This is a genomic window from Mycoplasma hafezii (assembly GCF_049942695.1).
Lineage (GTDB): Bacteria > Bacillota_I > Bacilli_A > Mycoplasmatales > Metamycoplasmataceae > Mycoplasmopsis > Mycoplasmopsis hafezii.
In genome coordinates this window covers 567,252-585,151 of sequence record NZ_CP187940.1, presented here as the reverse complement: position 1 = coordinate 585,151, position 17,900 = coordinate 567,252, and the positions used below count along the sequence as shown (strand labels likewise).

At 28.4% G+C, this 17,900-nt stretch carries 20 protein-coding genes and 1 tRNA gene; 20 read left to right on the top strand and 1 reads right to left on the bottom strand.

Annotated features, from left to right (window positions below):
• Positions 1-7: 7 nt before the first annotated feature.
• The 11 genes from glyA to ACPYPZ_RS02205 all read left to right on the top strand — a co-directional run bounded on the left by glyA (position 8) and on the right by ACPYPZ_RS02205 (position 10,024).
• Positions 8-1,276 (top strand): serine hydroxymethyltransferase, encoded by a 1,269-nt coding sequence (glyA, locus tag ACPYPZ_RS02255; protein WP_426460957.1) that lies wholly within the window; start codon positions 8-10, stop codon positions 1,274-1,276.
• 108 nt (positions 1,277-1,384) lie between these two features.
• Positions 1,385-2,929 (top strand): hypothetical protein, encoded by a 1,545-nt coding sequence (locus ACPYPZ_RS02250; protein ID WP_426460956.1) that lies wholly within the window; start codon positions 1,385-1,387, stop codon positions 2,927-2,929.
• Between the two features lie 189 nt (positions 2,930-3,118).
• Positions 3,119-3,547, top strand: coding sequence for a hypothetical protein (locus ACPYPZ_RS02245; protein ID WP_426460955.1), 429 nt, complete (start codon positions 3,119-3,121; stop codon positions 3,545-3,547).
• 7 nt (positions 3,548-3,554) lie between these two features.
• Positions 3,555-5,225 carry a NusA N-terminal domain-containing protein gene (locus tag ACPYPZ_RS02240; protein ID WP_426460954.1) on the top strand — a complete coding sequence of 557 codons (1,671 nt, stop codon included), beginning with the start codon at positions 3,555-3,557 and terminating at the stop codon, positions 5,223-5,225.
• Positions 5,206-5,499, top strand: coding sequence for a YlxR family protein (locus tag ACPYPZ_RS02235; RefSeq protein WP_426460953.1), 294 nt, complete (start codon positions 5,206-5,208; stop codon positions 5,497-5,499). The genes ACPYPZ_RS02240 and ACPYPZ_RS02235 overlap by 20 nt, the downstream gene beginning before the upstream one ends.
• Positions 5,492-7,297, top strand: a complete 1,806-nt coding sequence (gene infB, locus ACPYPZ_RS02230) for a translation initiation factor IF-2 (protein WP_426460952.1) — start codon at positions 5,492-5,494, stop codon at positions 7,295-7,297. The genes ACPYPZ_RS02235 and infB overlap by 8 nt, the downstream gene beginning before the upstream one ends.
• 8 nt (positions 7,298-7,305) lie before the next feature.
• On the top strand, positions 7,306-7,815 hold the full coding sequence (locus ACPYPZ_RS02225) for an adenine phosphoribosyltransferase (RefSeq protein ID WP_426460951.1): 510 nt from the start codon (positions 7,306-7,308) through the stop codon (positions 7,813-7,815).
• Positions 7,816-8,031: 216 nt separating this feature from the next.
• A complete protein-coding gene (locus ACPYPZ_RS02220) occupies positions 8,032-8,832 on the top strand; it encodes a hypothetical protein (RefSeq protein WP_426460950.1) in 801 nt (266 codons plus the stop codon).
• A gap of 38 nt (positions 8,833-8,870) precedes the next feature.
• Complete coding sequence (locus ACPYPZ_RS02215) at positions 8,871-9,260, top strand: hypothetical protein (protein ID WP_426460949.1); 390 nt, start codon at positions 8,871-8,873, stop codon at positions 9,258-9,260.
• A gap of 148 nt (positions 9,261-9,408) precedes the next feature.
• Positions 9,409-9,675: an HPr family phosphocarrier protein gene (locus tag ACPYPZ_RS02210; RefSeq protein WP_426460948.1), complete on the top strand. Its 267-nt coding sequence runs from the start codon at positions 9,409-9,411 to the stop codon at positions 9,673-9,675.
• 46 nt (positions 9,676-9,721) lie between these two features.
• The gene (locus tag ACPYPZ_RS02205; RefSeq protein WP_426460947.1) at positions 9,722-10,024 is read left to right on the top strand and encodes a hypothetical protein; all 303 of its coding nucleotides are present in this window, start codon (positions 9,722-9,724) and stop codon (positions 10,022-10,024) included.
• A 25-nt stretch (positions 10,025-10,049) separates the two neighbouring features.
• Here ACPYPZ_RS02205 and ACPYPZ_RS02200 read toward each other — a convergent pair.
• Positions 10,050-10,134: transfer RNA gene (locus ACPYPZ_RS02200), tRNA-Leu, on the bottom strand.
• Positions 10,135-10,296: 162 nt separating this feature from the next.
• On the opposite strand from ACPYPZ_RS02200, the gene efp reads away from it, so the two are divergent.
• The 9 genes from efp to rlmD all read left to right on the top strand — a co-directional run bounded on the left by efp (position 10,297) and on the right by rlmD (position 17,871).
• Positions 10,297-10,860, top strand: coding sequence for an elongation factor P (gene efp, locus ACPYPZ_RS02195; protein WP_426460946.1), 564 nt, complete (start codon positions 10,297-10,299; stop codon positions 10,858-10,860).
• Complete coding sequence (locus ACPYPZ_RS02190; protein ID WP_426460945.1) at positions 10,860-11,165, top strand: MMB_0454 family protein; 306 nt, start codon at positions 10,860-10,862, stop codon at positions 11,163-11,165. Before efp ends, ACPYPZ_RS02190 begins: the two co-directional genes overlap by 1 nt.
• Positions 11,165-11,488, top strand: a complete 324-nt coding sequence (locus ACPYPZ_RS02185) for a hypothetical protein (protein WP_426460944.1) — start codon at positions 11,165-11,167, stop codon at positions 11,486-11,488. The genes ACPYPZ_RS02190 and ACPYPZ_RS02185 overlap by 1 nt, the downstream gene beginning before the upstream one ends.
• A gap of 1 nt (position 11,489) precedes the next feature.
• The gene (locus ACPYPZ_RS02180) at positions 11,490-12,566 is read left to right on the top strand and encodes an MAGa3780 family membrane protein (RefSeq protein WP_426460943.1); all 1,077 of its coding nucleotides are present in this window, start codon (positions 11,490-11,492) and stop codon (positions 12,564-12,566) included.
• A 61-nt stretch (positions 12,567-12,627) separates the two neighbouring features.
• The gene (locus ACPYPZ_RS02175) at positions 12,628-14,751 is read left to right on the top strand and encodes an MYPU_1760 family metalloprotease (protein WP_426460942.1); all 2,124 of its coding nucleotides are present in this window, start codon (positions 12,628-12,630) and stop codon (positions 14,749-14,751) included.
• Positions 14,741-15,334, top strand: coding sequence for a chromate transporter (locus tag ACPYPZ_RS02170; protein WP_426460941.1), 594 nt, complete (start codon positions 14,741-14,743; stop codon positions 15,332-15,334). Before ACPYPZ_RS02175 ends, ACPYPZ_RS02170 begins: the two co-directional genes overlap by 11 nt.
• On the top strand, positions 15,334-16,032 hold the full coding sequence (locus tag ACPYPZ_RS02165; RefSeq protein ID WP_426460940.1) for a chromate transporter: 699 nt from the start codon (positions 15,334-15,336) through the stop codon (positions 16,030-16,032). Before ACPYPZ_RS02170 ends, ACPYPZ_RS02165 begins: the two co-directional genes overlap by 1 nt.
• A gap of 8 nt (positions 16,033-16,040) precedes the next feature.
• The gene (gene rsmD / locus ACPYPZ_RS02160) at positions 16,041-16,589 is read left to right on the top strand and encodes a 16S rRNA (guanine(966)-N(2))-methyltransferase RsmD (RefSeq protein ID WP_426460939.1); all 549 of its coding nucleotides are present in this window, start codon (positions 16,041-16,043) and stop codon (positions 16,587-16,589) included.
• Positions 16,567-17,871 carry a 23S rRNA (uracil(1939)-C(5))-methyltransferase RlmD gene (rlmD, locus tag ACPYPZ_RS02155; RefSeq protein WP_426460938.1) on the top strand — a complete coding sequence of 435 codons (1,305 nt, stop codon included), beginning with the start codon at positions 16,567-16,569 and terminating at the stop codon, positions 17,869-17,871. The genes rsmD and rlmD overlap by 23 nt, the downstream gene beginning before the upstream one ends.
• Positions 17,872-17,900 lie beyond the last annotated feature (29 nt).

Sequence of the window (17,900 nt, the reverse complement as noted above, 5' to 3'; positions counted from 1 at the left end):
GGTAAAAATGTATAAAAATGTTGAATTAAAAGATAAATTAGTTGAAAACGCTATTAATAATGAACTTAAACGTCAAGAAGATCATATTGAATTAATTGCAAGTGAAAATTATGTTTCAGAAGATGTTCTTAAAGCTCAAGGAAGTGTTTTGACAAATAAATACGGTGAAGGATACCCTGCAAAACGTTATTATGGCGGATGTGAAAATGTTGATATTATCGAACAAGCGGGAATTGATCGCTTAAAAGAATTATTTGGTGTGAAATATGCGAATGTGCAACCGTATTCAGGTAGTGTAGCTAATGCTGCTGCTATTGCTGCTTGTGTGCCAAGTGGTGGAAAAATTATGGGACTATCTTTAAGTTGTGGTGGACACTTAACCCATGGATATAAAATTAGTTTTAGCGGTTTATTTTATAATGCTGTTTCATATGATTTAGATGAAAACGGATTTTTAGATTATGATGCAATTTTAGAGTTAGCTAAAAAAGAAAAACCCGACTTAATTATTTGTGGTTATTCAGCTTATTCACGTTTAATTGATTTTGCTAAATTTAGAGAAATAGCAGATACAGTTGGTGCAAAATTAATGGCTGATATTGCTCATATTGCTGGTTTAATTGTTGCCGGAGTTCATCCATCACCTGTAGGTTATGCAGATATTATTACTTCTACTACACATAAAACTTTACGTGGTGGTCGTGGTGGAATCATTATGACAAATGATGATGAGCTTGCTGTTAAAATGAATCGTTGAGTATTTCCTGGATATCAAGGTGGACCATTATTTCACGCTATTGCTGGAAAAACTGTTGCTTTTTATGAAGCATTACAACCACAATTTAAAGAATATGGAAAACAAATTGTTAAAAATTCACAAGAACTTTGCTCATACTTCTTAAATTCTGGAGCAAAAATTGTCTCAAATGGTACAGACAATCATTTATTTATGATTGATGTAAATACCACATATGGCATTAACGGAAAACAAGCTGAAGAAATTTTAGGACTTGTAAATATTACAGTAAATAAAAACACAATTCCATTTGATACACTTAGTCCAATGTTAGGAAGCGGTATTAGAATTGGTACAGCCGCTATGACATCACGTGATTTCAATAAATGAAAAGAATTATTTGAAATAATTAATTCATTATTAAGAAATTATTACGAATATGTATCTGAAAATGTATATGATTTAGCTAAATTAGAAACATACAAATTAAGAGTATTAGCTTTAACAAAGGAATTTCCTATTAAAAAAAGTTATATTTAGTACATAACTAATTGTTTACTAGAAAAATTGTTAATTATTAATTAATTTGTCCACCTGGATAGATACTAAAACTATAATTGTATTAGTGTCTTGAAAGGTGGTTTTCTTATGAAAATAGAAACTAGAACAGCGTATGAAGTACAAAGAATGCATAAATACGAAATGATAGGTAGATACTTTGAATTATCAAATCAAAAACTTGCAACAATGCTTAATGTTTCAACTAAAACAATACAAAGAATTAAAAAGGATATTTTAATAAAGAAAGAAACTAAAGAAATCTTTTATTCTTTTGTTCACGGAAATAGATTTAAGACAAAAGAAAATTGCGGAATAACCCAAGAAACTTATAACAACGCAGTCGACAAATATAACCAAATCAAGACTGCTATTTTTCCACATCAAAATTCTACTTTTTCAGATATTACAGTAAGTGATTTCGTAGACAGATTAAATTTAAGCGAAAGACAGTTCTATTCAAAATCTCATTTTAAAAAGCTTTTACGTAAAAATGGGTTTGCTAATTCTTTTTCTCATAAGAAAACTAAAAGATATGCAAAGAAATTACTTCAAAACAAATTAAAACAAGAAGTGTCAAAACTAACAAAAACAGAAATCAACAGATTAACCAAAATTATCGAGCACATAAATCAAACAGATGAAAAAATAGAAAAGAGACAATATTTAAATATTAAGGAAAATAGAAAATTTGGAGAATTTATTGAATTAGATGCTTGTATCGAAGTGTTTTGAAATAACGAAACTGTGTCTTTATTTCACGCAGTAAATTCTGCAACTGGTAAATTATTAGCTATTCATTGTGAAAAAACCGAAACTGCAATAGGATATCAAAGACTACTAGATAAAGTTTTTAAAAAATATGGTTTTCCACAAAATATTTCAACAGATAGAAGAAGAAATTTTTGAATCAATGGTGAAACAATGACAAATTTTGAAAAAGCTTTAAATAAAAGAGGTATTAAGTTATTAACTTCAAGCAATCCAACGTTCAAACCTAATGTTGAGCGTTCTTTTCTAACAGCACAAATGAACTATCCTTTATTTTTTTACGAAAATCAAATAAATTCTATTAAGTCATTAAATGATAATTGAGAATTTATTGTAGATTTTTACAATAATAAATTCAATAAAAACAACATATCAAAATCAAATGTTTTTGAAAAAGGAAAGTTATTTGATGATAATCCTGATTTTTTAATAGAAATTAAAAGAAAAATTACATCTGGTGTTTTTAAAATGAACGGTAATTATTACGCACCTTTTGATAAAGAAGGGAAAAGAATTTATATCAGAAGTAGTGTCGAAGCAACATTGGTTACTGATATAAATCAAAAAATTTGATTTTTAATAAAAGGTCAAAAGTTTGATGCAAGAATACCAAACGGAAAACAATTAAGTGAACAAGAATTATGATCACTAGCTAAAAATTTAGATATTAATATTCCTTTAGTTCATGTTCTTTCAAATGAAATTAAGAAAACGAGAGAGTTCCATAAATTTTTACATAAAGTTAAAGAACTGTTGCAAAAGAAAAGAGAACTCCCTGACGAAATTCTCTTTAAAATTCAAAGTGTTCTTGAAAGGTTCTCTAGTTCTCTTGATAACATAGAAAACCAAATTAAATTATGCTAGAAATATCTAGCATTAATATGATATTATTTTTTTAATAAAACAGGTGGACAAAATAAATAATAATTCATATTATATTTAGTACATAACTAATTGTTTACTAGAAAAATTACCAAAAAATGGTAAAATATAGTTAATTCAGGACAGATTGAGTTGCGAAAGCAGCTCTTTAGTCTTTTTATAGGGGTTTTTATGGATTATAAAAAGTTATTAAATGAGCAATTTGATGGAAAAATTCTCGAAGCTAAGTTAGTTAATAATTTAGGAACTACATTAGAAGTTGTACTTAATTCAACTAATTTAGATGAGGTTGAAAAATTTTCTCGTGAATTATATGATTACCTTGAAACACAATCATGATTTAAGGATGAATATAACCTTGAAGTATTATCTAAAGGAAGTGATTTAACTTTAGATGTAAATAATTTAGCAGATAGTATTGGAACTATGGTTAAGTTTCATACTGTAAAAAGTTTTGAAGGTTTAAATACATTTGTTGCTGAATTATTAGAAGAAGAAGACACACGAATTTTAGTGAAATGAAACAAAAAAGGTCAATTCCGTAAAGTGTGATTTGATAAAGCAAATATTAGTTCAATAGAAACATATATTAAGTTTTAGGAGTTTTATGAAAAAAGTAATTACAGATAAATTATTAGCACAAGAATTAGATTTATTTGAAATGATTCAAGGGTATGCTAATACTTTTAAATTACCATTTGAAAAAGTTTTAGAAATTTTTGAAGATGAAACAGCAAAAGCTGTAAACCGTGATATTGATAAAGAAGCTGAAATTAAATTAGTAGCTGACCAAGATGCTAAAAGAGTAGCAATTACAAACCAAAACATTGAAGTTGTTGCTGATGATTTTGAATTTAGCGATTTAGAAGATGATAAACCTTCAGATGTGCAAAGAGTAACATTTATTACAGAAACAGACGCACTTAAACAAACTGGTAAAAAACATTCAGAAGGAGATATTATTTCTGCTTCCTTAAACTTTGATATTTTTCCAGAAAAAACAAAAGTAGCAATTAAAAATGGATTTATTCAAACATTAAAACTTGCTGATAAACAAAGAATTTATGATTTATATTCAAACCGTATTGGTGATAAAATCAGAGCTCAAGTTTTATCTAAAAACTCAAAAGGTTCATACAACTTAAAATTTGAAGATGGTGTTACTGCTTTCTTACCATTGAATAAAATTTCTAATAAGTTAAAACTTTCACCAGGTCAATTTATTGATGTTTATTTAGATAGTGTTAACATCGATAGCAAATTAAGTATTTGTGAAGTTAGAGTTGATTCACCTAAAGAAGTAGAAGAAGCTCTTAAAAACGAAATTCCAGAAATTGCTAATGGTGATGTTTTAGTTGTTAAAATTCAAAGAATTCCTGGGATTAAAACTAAAATCGCAGTTAAACCAAATCCAGAAAGAGATATTCAATACGATATTGTTGGTTCACTTTTTGGTGAAGGTGCAAAACGTATTTTGGCTATTTCAGAAAAATTAAATAATGAAAAAGTTGACATTGTTCGTTACAGTGATGATATTGTAGAATACATTAAAAATGCTTTATCACCTGCTAAAGTAATGGATGTAGTTTTAGATGGTAAAAAATATATCGCTATTGTTAAACCACTTGAAATTATGTCTGCAATTGGTAAAAAAGGAATTAATATTGAGCTTGCTGCAAAATTAGTAGGTGTTAAATTAGAAATTGTGACAGCCGATCAAGCTGCTGAACGTAATTTAGACTTTACTGAAAGATTTGTATATGACAAACCATTATTTAAATCTACAGCAAAACACTCACGTAGTTCAGCTCAATCTAGATCAAATAAATTCTTCAAAGGAATTGATATTGATTTAAGTGATTTCAAAGAAGACATTGAAAAAATGCTTTCACAAGAAGCTGAAATTCAAGAAATCGAAGCATTACAAAAAGCAAAATACAAGAAAGCACAAAAAACAAATACACCTTCTGCATCAGAACTTGATTCATTATTCGATGAAGAAAAGCTTCATATTGCTGTTGAAGATAACGATTATGATTTCATTGAAGAAATTGATAATATGTTTGATGAAAGCTTTGTTTCTGAAGATGAAAAAGAAAATACAGAAGCTACTACAAAACCAGTTGAACGTACAGAAGAAAAAGGTAAAAAAGCTGTTAAGGCTTACCAAAAATCAAAAGTTGAACTTAAAGATTTCAAAGTTGATAGCGATTTAGCAAACTACGGATTAGACACAAACATCGATCTTGGTGAATTTGATGATGATTGAGAAGACTAATTTGAATAACAATTTCACGCGTAAATGTATTGTTACCAATCAAATAGTTGACATTAGTCAGTTAGTTAGATTCGACTATCAAAAATCAACTCAGACAATTACTTTAGATTTAAACAGAACTAAACAAGGAAGAGGTGCATACTTTATTCCGACTTCTCAAAATTGAGAAAAAATTAAAAAAACTAAAGCATTAAATCGTGTTTTTCGTTTCAATGTCCCAAAAGAAACATATGATACGATAGAACAAGAACTTAAGGGGGTGCTTTATGAGTAAAAAAATAAACAGAATTAGTAACGTTGATGATATTAAACAACAACTTTCAAATACAAAAACAGAATTAAAAGATGGTGTTTTTGTCTTCACAGGAAAAATGACAATTAGTGACTTTGCTCAAAAAACTAAATTGAATCCTAATGATATTATTAAAAAATTCTTTATGTTAGGTAAGATGTACAATCTTAACCACGTGCTTGAAGAAGAAGAAATTGCAGAACTTTGTGTCGAAAATGGATTTGACTTCCAAAAAGAAACAAACATTGATGCAGGTAACTTCCTTGAAGAGGTTAACTTCGATGATAAAGAAGAAGATTTAGCACGTAGAACACCTGTTATTACAGTTATGGGACACGTTGACCACGGTAAAACAACATTAATCGACAAAATTAGACATTCAAATATTGTTGCAACTGAAAGTAGTGGAATTACACAACATACAGGTGCTTACCAAATTAAACATAAAGGATTTAGAATTACATTCTTAGATACTCCAGGACATGAAGCGTTTACTAAAATGCGTGCTCGTGGAGCTAAGGTAACTGACATTGTTGTTTTAGTTGTTGCTGCTGATGATGGTGTTATGCCTCAAACAAAAGAAGCTATTACACACGCTCAAGCAGCAGGTGTTCCTATTATTGTTTTTGTTAACAAAATGGATAAACCAAATAAAAACCTTGATCGTTTAAAAGCTGAACTTGCTGAAGCTAATGTTGTTATTGAAGAATATGGTGGTGATACACAAATTGTTTATGGATCTGCTTTAAAAGGTGAAGGTCTTGAAGAACTTTTTGATGAAATTAAGTTACTTGCTGAACTTCTTAACTTACGTGCAAATCCAAAAAGATATCCAATCGGAACAGTTATCGAATCACGTGTTGACAAAGGGGTTGGAGTTGTTTCAACAATTATTGTGGAAAACGGTACCCTCTATAAAGGAGACTTTATTGTCGCTGGTTCTAAATGCGGAAGAATCAGAATGCTTAAAGATTCTTTAGGAAATGATTTAGAATTTGTTAAACCAGGATGACCAGCTATTATTTCTGGACTTAATTATGCTCCTGATGCTGGTGATAAATTCGTTGGTATGAACGATGAAAAATTTGCTAAAAAATTAGCAACAGAAAAATACTCACAAGATAAAATGCAAAGTCTTAGTGAAGCACATAATTCATCAGTTAATGCTGAAGGTAAAAAAGCGATTAATGTAATTATTAAATCTGACGTTGCAGGTACAGCAGAAGCTATTAAAGGACAACTTGAAGGAATGGAAAATGATGAAGCATTCATTAAAGTTATTTCTGCAAGTGCTGGAAACGTAACTGATTCAGATTTATTACTAGCACAAGCTTCAAATGCTACTATCTTTGTTTTCAATATGAAAGTTTCACCTTCAATTAAACAATCTGCAAACACAAATAAAGTAGACATCATTACTCACGATGTTATTTATAAAATTATTGAGGATTGTCAAACAATTCTTGACGGTGAAAAAGCACCAGTTTATGAAGAACAAAAAATTGGTGAAGCTCACATTATTAAAGTGTTTTACTACTCAAAAGTTGGTAAAATTGCAGGATGTATGATGGATCTTGGAGTAGTAAAAGAAAAATCTAAAGTTAAACTTTACCGTCGTGGTAAATTAATTCACGAAGGTCGTATCGACTCACTTAAACGTGAAATGAACGATGCTAAAGAAGTTGTTAAAGGAAAAGACTTCGGTACACACATTAAAGACTTCAATGACATCGCAGAAGATGACATCTTAGAATTCTACGAAGATGTTAGAGTAAATTAGAGGTTATTATGGATATAAAAAGCTTAATTAGAGATGTTCCTAATTTTCCAAAAGAAGGAATTATTTTTAAAGATATCTCACCTTTATTAGCAAATGGTGAAGCTCTTAATTACACAATTAAAGAAATTGCAAAACACTGTGAAGAGGCTGACATTATTGTCGGACCAGATGCTCGTGGGTTCTTATTTGGGACACCTGCAGCTGCTTTTCTTAAAAAACCTTTTATTATGGTTCGTAAACCTAATAAATTACCAGGAAAAGTAATTTCAATGAGTTATGACCTTGAATACGGTTCAAATGTTTTAGAAATCCAAGAAGGATTTGTTAAACCTGGTCAAAAAGCTGTAATTGTTGATGATGTTTTAGCTACAGGTGGAACAACTAAAGCAATCATTAAATTATTAGAATCACAAGGTGTAATCGTAACTAAAGTTATTGTTCTTTTAGAACTTGCTGAACTAAAAGGACGTGATTTATTAGGAAGCGATGTTGAAGTTGTTTCATTGATTAATGTTTAAAAATTAAAAGTAAGTTAATCTTACTTTTTTTATTTTCTTTAAATTTAAAAATTTAAAAAGATTTTTTTAAATTCAAAATGTTTTTTTAGTATCTTAGTGTGTGCATTTAAAGCTAATATTAAAAGTAGTGTACGAAGGTATAGTAATTAAAAGTGCTTGTTCAAGCTCATTTCCTTTTATATAATCGTATTAGGAAAACAGGAAAAGGAGATGGATATGTACTTAAAAGACTTAACTAAAAATGATTTATATTTAATTTTACAAAATGAGATTTTGACTAATTATTCAGTTGAAGAAATTTGTGAATTTTTGAATTTGCATAAAGGGACAATAAAGCGATGAATAGAAAACCAAGAGGTACCAATAAATTACTTTAATGAATTAAATAAGGTTTTAAATTACAAATATAAATTGCTCTTAATCGAAAAAGAGCAATACCGTAATCTTGATCAATTTTTTACACCTGTAGAAGAAGCTAAAAGGTTAATTGGTAAGAGTTTAGACTTTATTACTGAAAATTGAGATATTGACATTCACGAATATACTTTAATCGAACCGTCAGCAGGTGATGGAAGCTTTTATTTTAATTTTCCAAAAGGGATTAATTCTATTTCTTTAGATATACAACCACAAGCTAAAGAAATTATGCAACAAGATTGATTTGAGTTTAAACCTACCTCAAAACAAAATATTTTGATTGAAAATCCACCGTTTGGTTTATGTGGACAATTAGCATTAAAGTTTATGAATTACGCTGCAGATTTTTGTGACTTTATATGTTTTGTTTTACCACCATTATTTAGTTCCAACGGTAAAGGAACACCTAGATTTAGGGTAGATAGTAGATATTCTTTATATATGGAATTCAAAGTCGAGGATACTAATTTCCACTATCCTAATGGTGAAAAATTAGTAGTGAATTCTGTATTTCAAAGTTGAAGCAAATTACCGAGCAAATTAATTAAAACACTTGAATTGTCAAATAAAAAAGTGAGTGAGTTAAAATATACTCTTTAAGTAACGGAAGTAGTTCTTCATCAAAAAGAAATATTAAAATGCTTAATGCTTGTGATTTTTACCTTCCTTCCACAACATTTAATGAAATAAAGTTACAAACTACTTTTACAGGTTTACCAAATAACCGCGGTTATGGTATTGTATTATTAAAGGATAAAGATAGATTGAGAAACATAATTGAGCAAATTAACTGACAAGAAGCTTCATTTAAATCTACAAATAGTGCAAACAATCTTAGAACTCAATTGATTATTGATGCTATTGAAAATCAAATAAAAAAGCTAGATTTAACATCTAGTAATAAGTATCATTCCAAAGAAATAGGTGCTGGCTACAAATTAGATTTAAGATTAGAAGAACAAACAAAGATAAGTCACCTTGATGATATAAGAACACAATTTGAAAAAGCAAAAAACTATGTAAAATAGATTGTGTGAAAACATTTCATAAAAAAAGTTTAATTTTTAATAAATAAATTTGTTTAAACAGTGAATTAGGTTATAATAAATTAGCACTTTAAAATAGATTTATCATTCTGAAATTTGACTATTAAATCTGTAAACTAAGGAGAAAAATATGAAAGAAATTACATTAAAAATCGTAGATCCAATTGGTATCCACGCTCGTCCAGCTCAATTATTAACAGCAGCTGCATCAAAATATAAATCAGATTCAAAAATTCTTGCTAACGGATTAGAAGCTAACTTAAAATCAATTATGAACATTATGACATTAGGTGTTAAATCAGGTGATGAAGTTACTTTAAAAGTTACAGGAGAAGATGAAGAACAAGCATTTGCTGACTTACTTAACACATTCAAAGCTAACGGATTAGCAGACTAATAATTTAAATCAGGGTATCCTGATTTTTTTTATTATAATTTTTCATATGAAGAAAAAGTTATGGATTTTTTTAGGACTAGTTGCAAGTACAACTATAGTAGCAATTACTTGTTATGAGATTAATACTAAAACCACAATTTATCCGAAATATTTTTTAGATGGCGAATTAAAAAAAGCTAAAGAATTGCAAAGCAAAAATAACAAGAATGATGAATTAAATAATGCGATTTTAGAAGCTGAAAAATTATTAAACAATAAAAATGCAACTAATCAAGAATTAACCAATATCTATGAAAAAATATCAAAAATAATTAAGGAAATAACATTTAAAGATACTACGAAAATGTAATAAAAAAACTACCTCTCGGTAGATATGGTGCCCAAGACAGGATTTGAACCTGCACGGATTGCTCCACTAGATCCTTAGTCTAGCGTGTCTGCCAATTTCACCACTCGGGCTTATTTGCTTTTAAATTATAACAAAGTTTAAAAATCTGTGAAGATTTTTTATTTTTTTCTTTTTGCTTTTTTTGATATCTCCACAGTATATTATTAAAAATAATATATAATATAAGAAATTTTGAAAGCAGATTTTTTTAAGTCTTAATTAAGGAGAAAAATATGATTAATGTTAACGAATTTAAACCAGGTATTACTTTCCAAGAAGAAGGTGAAATCTTTGTTGTTTTAGAAGCACAACACTCAAAACAAGGACGTGGACAAGCCAACGTTAAAGCAAAAGTTAAAAACCTTAGAACAGGTTCAACAACAATTAAATCATTCACAGGTGGTGATAAAGTTAAACCAGCTCACATTGAAAAGAAAAAAATGAACTACCTTTACAATGACGGAGAAAACATTGTTTTAATGGACAATGAAACATATGAACAAGTTGAAATTCCAGTTGTTAAAGTTGAATGAGAACTTAACTTCTTAAAAGAAGGAGCTCAAGTACAAATTAGATCATTTGAAGGTGAAGTACTTGACGTTGAATTACCAGCTAACGTAGAATTACAAGTTACTGTTGCTCCTGATGCTGTTAAAGGAAATACAGCAAACAATCCTCAAAAGAAAGTTGAAGTAGAAACAGGATATGAATTAGAAACACCTATGTTTATTAAAGAAGGTGATGTAATTTTAGTTTCTACAGAAACTGGAAAATACGCAGGAAAATCAAATAAATAATGAACTGAATTACCGTTTTATATAACTCAAATCAAAATTATATTGTTCAAGAACAAGCAATTTTAGATGTTGTAAACAGCGTAATTTTACGTTTTAAAACTGTTAAGTTAACTACTAAACCAAAATTAGTTTTTGATAATGAGCACACAAACGTGCAACTTGGTTTAGAGATTAAATTAAAAGCTAAAGATAAATCATATTACTCAGTAATTAAAGATTTATCAAATCAATTAGAAGAAGCTATTAAGCAATTAATTGATGTTAAACCAAAAAATATTCAAATCGCAATTACTGAGTTTCTTTAATGCCTAAAAAAGATCCAGTTGTTGATTACTCAATTTATCGTCAATTTTTTATTAACGATGTTGTTAAAGCAAAAAAACAAGTAGCTCAAAATAAGTTACTTGTTTTTAAAAAATCTACACGAGCAGAAGCGGTGAGAAATTTAGAAGGTTTAATTACTGAACTAAAAGAGTCTAAAATAGCTAATAAAGATTTAATTAGCAATCGTAAAATATTTATAAAGTATAAAGGTGATTTAATCTTAAAAGGCACAATGCCGTATTGAATTACCTTCTTAGGACTTTGCTTTGTAATAGTTATTACAGTTGCACTTAAAGTATTCTAATATGAAAATAATTTGACGTAATTTTCTAAATAAATATAAAGAGTTTAATAAAAAAGATTGAGCCACTTTTTCAATCGGTATCATTTTGGTTTTTTGCTATATTTCAATTACATTTTTTGAATGACATATGGTTTCTATCCGTGCAGTTGAAGCATACAAAAAAATTGAACCAGCAATTAGTAGTATTTCGGATAATAACACAGACACTAATTTGGTAAATTTGGTATATCCTAATGCAAACCGTCTTTTTTGAGGTGGTTCAACTTATTGATTTACTTTTTTAAGTAACGTGTTTATGGGTGTGACATTAATCTTTTACCCATTTGCACAGCGTTCAAGACGTGCACAAAAATTTTATTTTGCATCATTAGTCTATATCATTGTTGTTGCTGGTGCTTATTGAACAGGAATTGCAATGGTTCCTTCAACATTTTTAGACACTTACATTGATGAAAAATGTAAATCTATTTTTATGCACTTAATTGCACCAATTCTAGGGCTTTCAACTTTAGTTTATGAAAGAAAAAGAATTGCTGTATCTACTGCATCAATTTGAAGTTATGCTATTTGACCAATGGGTTATTTACTTTTATTAATTATTCCGACATATACATTCGGTTATAAATTTATGCAATTTGGTGTAGTTTATAAAGATGGAGTTGCAATACCTCCAACAGAGCTAGCACGTGGAATTGTTATTTATCAATTGGTTAGTTTTGATTATCCACTAGGATATACAGGAAATATTTATTGAATTAAAATCTTTTTAAATATTGTTATGTGTCTTTTAGCGTTCTTTACAGCACCTGCTATTGGTTTCTTATTACGTAAGGTACTTAGAATTCCAAACCCAGGTGAAACAGTTCAAAAAATTTATTTTGTCGATCCTGAAATCAAATACGCTAAAGAAGAATTTATTAAAGCTAACCCTAAAAAATCATTCTTCCAACTTTTTAAAGAAGCAGACCAACAAAGAAAAAACGATGCCTTCCAAAAAGTTATGGATGAAATTGAACAACTTAGATTAAAAGAAAACGAAAAATCAGATAAAAATAAACATAACAATGATAAAAAATAAACATTGGGTATCCAATGTTTTATTTTATTAAAAAGGTACAATTATAGAATAAAGAGGTTGTATGAAAAAGAATAGATTTTTAAAGAAATTAATGTTTTCAACAGTAGCACTTACAACTATTCCTATAGTTGCTGCTTCATGTAAATATTTTGACTTGAGTTTTGGAAAAGGAAATACCTTTCAAACTGGTAATGTGGATTCGTCACAATTTCCAAAAGAAAATTACGCTTGAACACTTTATCAAACAAATACACCAGAATTAGAAGTTACAACTAATTCAGGTAAATTTGTACCTAACGATTATGAGTACACACACGAAAACCCAAATATTTTAGCTCCAAAGGTAAAAGAAGTTGAACAACCTAAAAATTACGGATATAAAAAAACAGCAATTACTCCAGCAGAAACTTCTCACTTAGCTGAAGATTCTAAATTCTTTGCTGAAAATTACGATTTATTAAATGCAGAAGATAAAGTTTATATTAAAACTACATCAAATGGACAAAGATATTTAGAATATAAAGATCCGTACACACAAGTATTATTTAGAGACTTCGAGCTTTCAAATCCTCAAACAGGTAAAAAAACCTTTTTCTTTGGTGCTGAAGGAATTAAAGCTTTCGCACATGAATTTAAACGTAAAGTACCTTTTGGACCAGAAATACAAGAACTAAAAGCAATCAACATTAATGGTGGTGTAGACTTAAAACAAAGTTTTTATGGACTATACAAACCATATGAAAAACAAATTTACATTAATGGTTCAAATTATGCGAAAACAGAATTAAATCTGTATGAAAAAATTGCTTTCTTATTACCAACATTATTCCATGAATATTTACATCACTGAGCTAGCTCATATGTTGGCTATTCATTAGATTTTAATGATGAAGAGAAAAAATATTTATATAACACATACGAACCACAATTGTTTGACAATATTAAAGTGTTATATCAACCTAAATTTGAAGGCGAAAAAGATTATTATGCTTTAGAATATTGAAATCACAATTTCATTAACAATTTTGTCAAGTTATTAAACTATGATTTTGATAACAAAGTAGAATTAAATCCAGAAATTTGAAAAGGATTATTTGGAATTAACGAAAACGAATACCGCAAGTTTTTACACGAAAAATTTTCACTAGCTGATTTATTTTATTTAGCTAATATTTATGATCAAAATGCACTAAAAAATAAATCTCTTCATGATAATTATTACATTGATGCACGCTTATTATTTACTATGAGCTTAAGTGAATTATTCTACTACTATTCAACAACTGAATTAATTCCACGTGAATACACAAAATATGCATATGAGTCATATTTTAATATCAATGAAAAAAGAACAAATAAATTCCCTAGCGGTAAAAATAGAATACTTTTATCTAGTTGATTTGGTACATATCGGTACAATCCAATTAATGATTTAATTACTGAATTTAGTCCTTCAGCTGCTAATCTAGATTGATCAAAAACATTTTTGAATGGTTTAGGTAATCCTTCTCGTCAAGGAAATTACATTCAAAATGCAACAGTTTTTCCAAATAATCCATTTGAAATTCAAGATTTTAAATATATTGATAAAAATGGTGAAGTTAAAGTTCTTGAAAAAGAAAGAGCTAAGAACCGTTCAATTGAGTTTTATCAAACCTTCTTGCAAGCAATGGGATACGGAAAAGAAATAGCATCAATTTATTCACCAAAAAATAACGAAGTAATTGTAAATGGATATTTACCTGATGATAAATATACAGGAATAGTAATTACTGATAATAATAAAAAAGTGATTGATCAAGCAGAAATTAAATATAACCCTATTTTTAATTTCTTTGGACATTATGATTTTGACGAAGGTGCAAGAATGTATGATCAAAATGATTTATCTATGACACCAGAACGTCAAAGACAAATTAACAATCGTTTATACCCTAAAAATAAATATTACACTTATACTACTGCTGTGCTTAAACATTTAAGCGATGGAAATACAATTCATTTTTGAATAGATAAAAACGCTAATAATAAAGTAGATGAGGGTGAAATCGATTTTAATCACCAAATAACAGTACCAAGCACAAGATTTGTTACAAATGTTAGAGACAACAACGATATCAAAAAACTCTTTTTACTCTCTTATTCTGATGAATCAAAGAAAAATTTAGTATTTAATGAAATCTAAAGAGAAACATAAAATTTCATTTTGAAGTGTTTTTTGATTTATTGTAAAAATAACCTTTATTGGTTTTGGTGGCGGAAATGCATTAATGCCGATTATTAAGCGTGAATGTGTTGATAAAAAGCAATGACTACCACTGGAAGAATTTGACAAAATAGTAATTGTCACAAATATGTTACCAGGACCTAGCGTCATTCAAACTACTGGATATATAGCGTGTGTTTGTTTAGGAAAAACTAAAGGAACTATAGCAACAATTACTGCGATGCTACCGCACGTACTCTTTGCGTTCTTGTTATTTAAATTATTTAACTTTATTCCACTTGAATACGTTATGTATATTGCGATTGGAACATTAATTTCTATTATTGTTTTCTTAATTGCTTTTGCTTATCGTTATTTAAAAGAAAGTTCAAAGCAGTTAAGTGCACCATTATGAATTGGGGTGTTTGCTTTTAGTTTGTGCTACACAGTTTTTGTTCCAGCACCATATAACATTCCAATTATTCCGATTTTATTTGTGTTTTTTGTTTATGTAATTGTGTTTTTTATTCAAAAAGCAAAACTTAAAAAGGAAGGTAAGTAATGACAGCATTATTAATTTCCTTACCTTTATTAATCGTAATTTGTTTAATTGTGTTTGGTGGTGGACAAGTGTTTATGCCGATTTTTAGTTGGTTTTGAACGACGCTTGCTCAATACTTTGATTCAAACATTGATGAGAATGTTATTAATCAAATTTTTACAGTCGCAAATGCAACACCAGGAGTTATTTCGACTAAATTTGCTTTATTTACTGGTTATTTAGTTGCTAATGGAGCTTGGTGAGGATATTTAGCGATGTTCCTAACATATTTAGTATTTTCGCTTCCTGCAATTATTGTAATGTTAATAGCGATGCGTTATATTAATAAATTTGAATCTAATTCATTGCTTAAAAACTTATTAATTATTTCAAAACCTTTAGTAGCTGGTATTATGCTTGCTTTAGCTGTGCAGCTTTTAATTAGTATTGCATTACCTGAATTTTACTTTAATAAGGGCGTTACTGAATATATTGGAAAAATAATAATTACTGATAAAACCACTGGTTTTGCAAGTATTTTTAATGATGCTACACCAATAGCTCATTTACGTAAGATTTTGTTATATGTTTATTTAATAATTGCTACTATCATTGCAATCATTTTAGTGAAATACAAAAAATCTTTATTTATCATTATTTTAGTTAATGTATCGCTAGCTTTAATTATGCTAGGTGGAATACCACATTTAGTTTATTAGGAGGAAAAATGTTAAGAGTAATAGCTGGAAAATATCGTCATATTAAATTAGAACAACCGGATTCTAAAATTACACGTCCAACTACAGACAAGGTTCGTGAAGCTGTCTTTAGCAGTCTACAATTTAAAATTGCTGATAAAAAATGTTTAGATTTATTTAGCGGTAGTGGTGCTTGAAGCATTGAAGCAATGAGCAGAGGCGCAAATAGTGTTGATGCGATTGAACTAAACAAAAGTGCTTATAAAGTAATTCAAAAAAATATTCAAGCAGTTAAAGAAAATAATATTAACTTAATTAATACAGATGCTAAATTATTTATCGAAAAAACAAGCAAAACCTATGATTTCATTTTTATGGATGCTCCATTTAAAGAAACTGAGCTTGTAAACCATATCTTAGAAAAAATTGCAGAAAAAGAAATCTTAAACCCAGATGGTGAGATTATTATTGAAACCGATGTACAGGATAAAATTGTTATTCCTGAGCGTTTTAGAATTTTTAAAGAAAAGAACTATTCAAAAATTAATTTAATTTATGTTTGTAGAGTTGAAGATTAATGATGTAGTTTTGGTTGAATGTGAAGAACTTTCATATGAAGGTTTAGGAACCATTCGGCAAGAAAAATTTACCATCTTTGTTTATGATTTATTGCCTGGTGAAACAGCTAAAATCAAAATCATAAAAAAGAATTCTAAAATCTTATTTGCTGTCGTTTTAAATTATTTAAAAACCTCACCAGATCGTGTTTCTTTTAAAAGAGTTCCAAGTGCTGCTTTAATTAATTTAGCTTATGAAAAACAAATTGAATTTAAAAATAATTACTTAAGAAATTTATTGGTTCGTAATACAAAAATAAATCTAGAAAATTATGCAGAATTTTATCCAGCGACTCAAACTATTCACTACCGTAATAAAGTTCGTTATAAATTAAAAATATATAAAGATTTCTTACAAGCTTTCGAACACTTTCCAAAAACAAATAAAGCAGAAGCAATCAGCAATCAAGTTTTAAACCATCCATTTTTAAACTTTATGTTAGATGAAATTATTACAATTATTAATAAGTTTTATCAAGCTGAAAATAAATTAGATAAATTAAGATTTTTTGAAGAAATTAGTTTACGTACTAATTCTTTTGAAGATTTACAAGTTGTTATTTCGCTAGGTAGTGATTATGATTTACCTAAAAAACTAGTAGAAATATTAAAGCACGAATTACCGGAAATAGTTCAATTTTATGTGCTTAAAAACTTCAAAACAGAACTAGTTTATCAAGCTAAAGAATTTAAATTAGAACTGCTAGATAAGGAATTCCTTTTAAATCCATTATCATTTTTCCAAGTTAATAAAGAAGTCTCTAGTTTAATGTTTACAAAGATTGGTGAATTAAATAGTAATTCTTATTCACGTATTATTGATGCATTTTGTGGTGTTGGAGTTATTGGGCAAGTTATTGCAAATGAACATCAAACAATTTTAGGAGTTGATTTAGAAAAATCATCAATTGAGGTTGCTAATAAAAACGCAATACTTAACAATCTACAAAACTATAAATACATTGCAGGAGATGCATTTAAAGTCTTACACAAAGAAAAAATTAACAATAACGATTTAATTATTTTCGATCCACCTCGTAGTGGACTAGGAGAAGAAATTGTTAATTGAGTCAACGATAATGCTTTTTGCTCAGTAATTTATATGTCTTGCGATCCGAGAACTATGGTGCGTGACTTACAATTTTTTGAAAAAAATAATTATCAAATTAAGTTTATTCAAGGTTTTGATATGTTCCCTAACACTTTCCATATCGAAACTTTAGCACTACTTACTAAAAAATAGTAATTACACAATTTAGTTAGTTAAGTCTA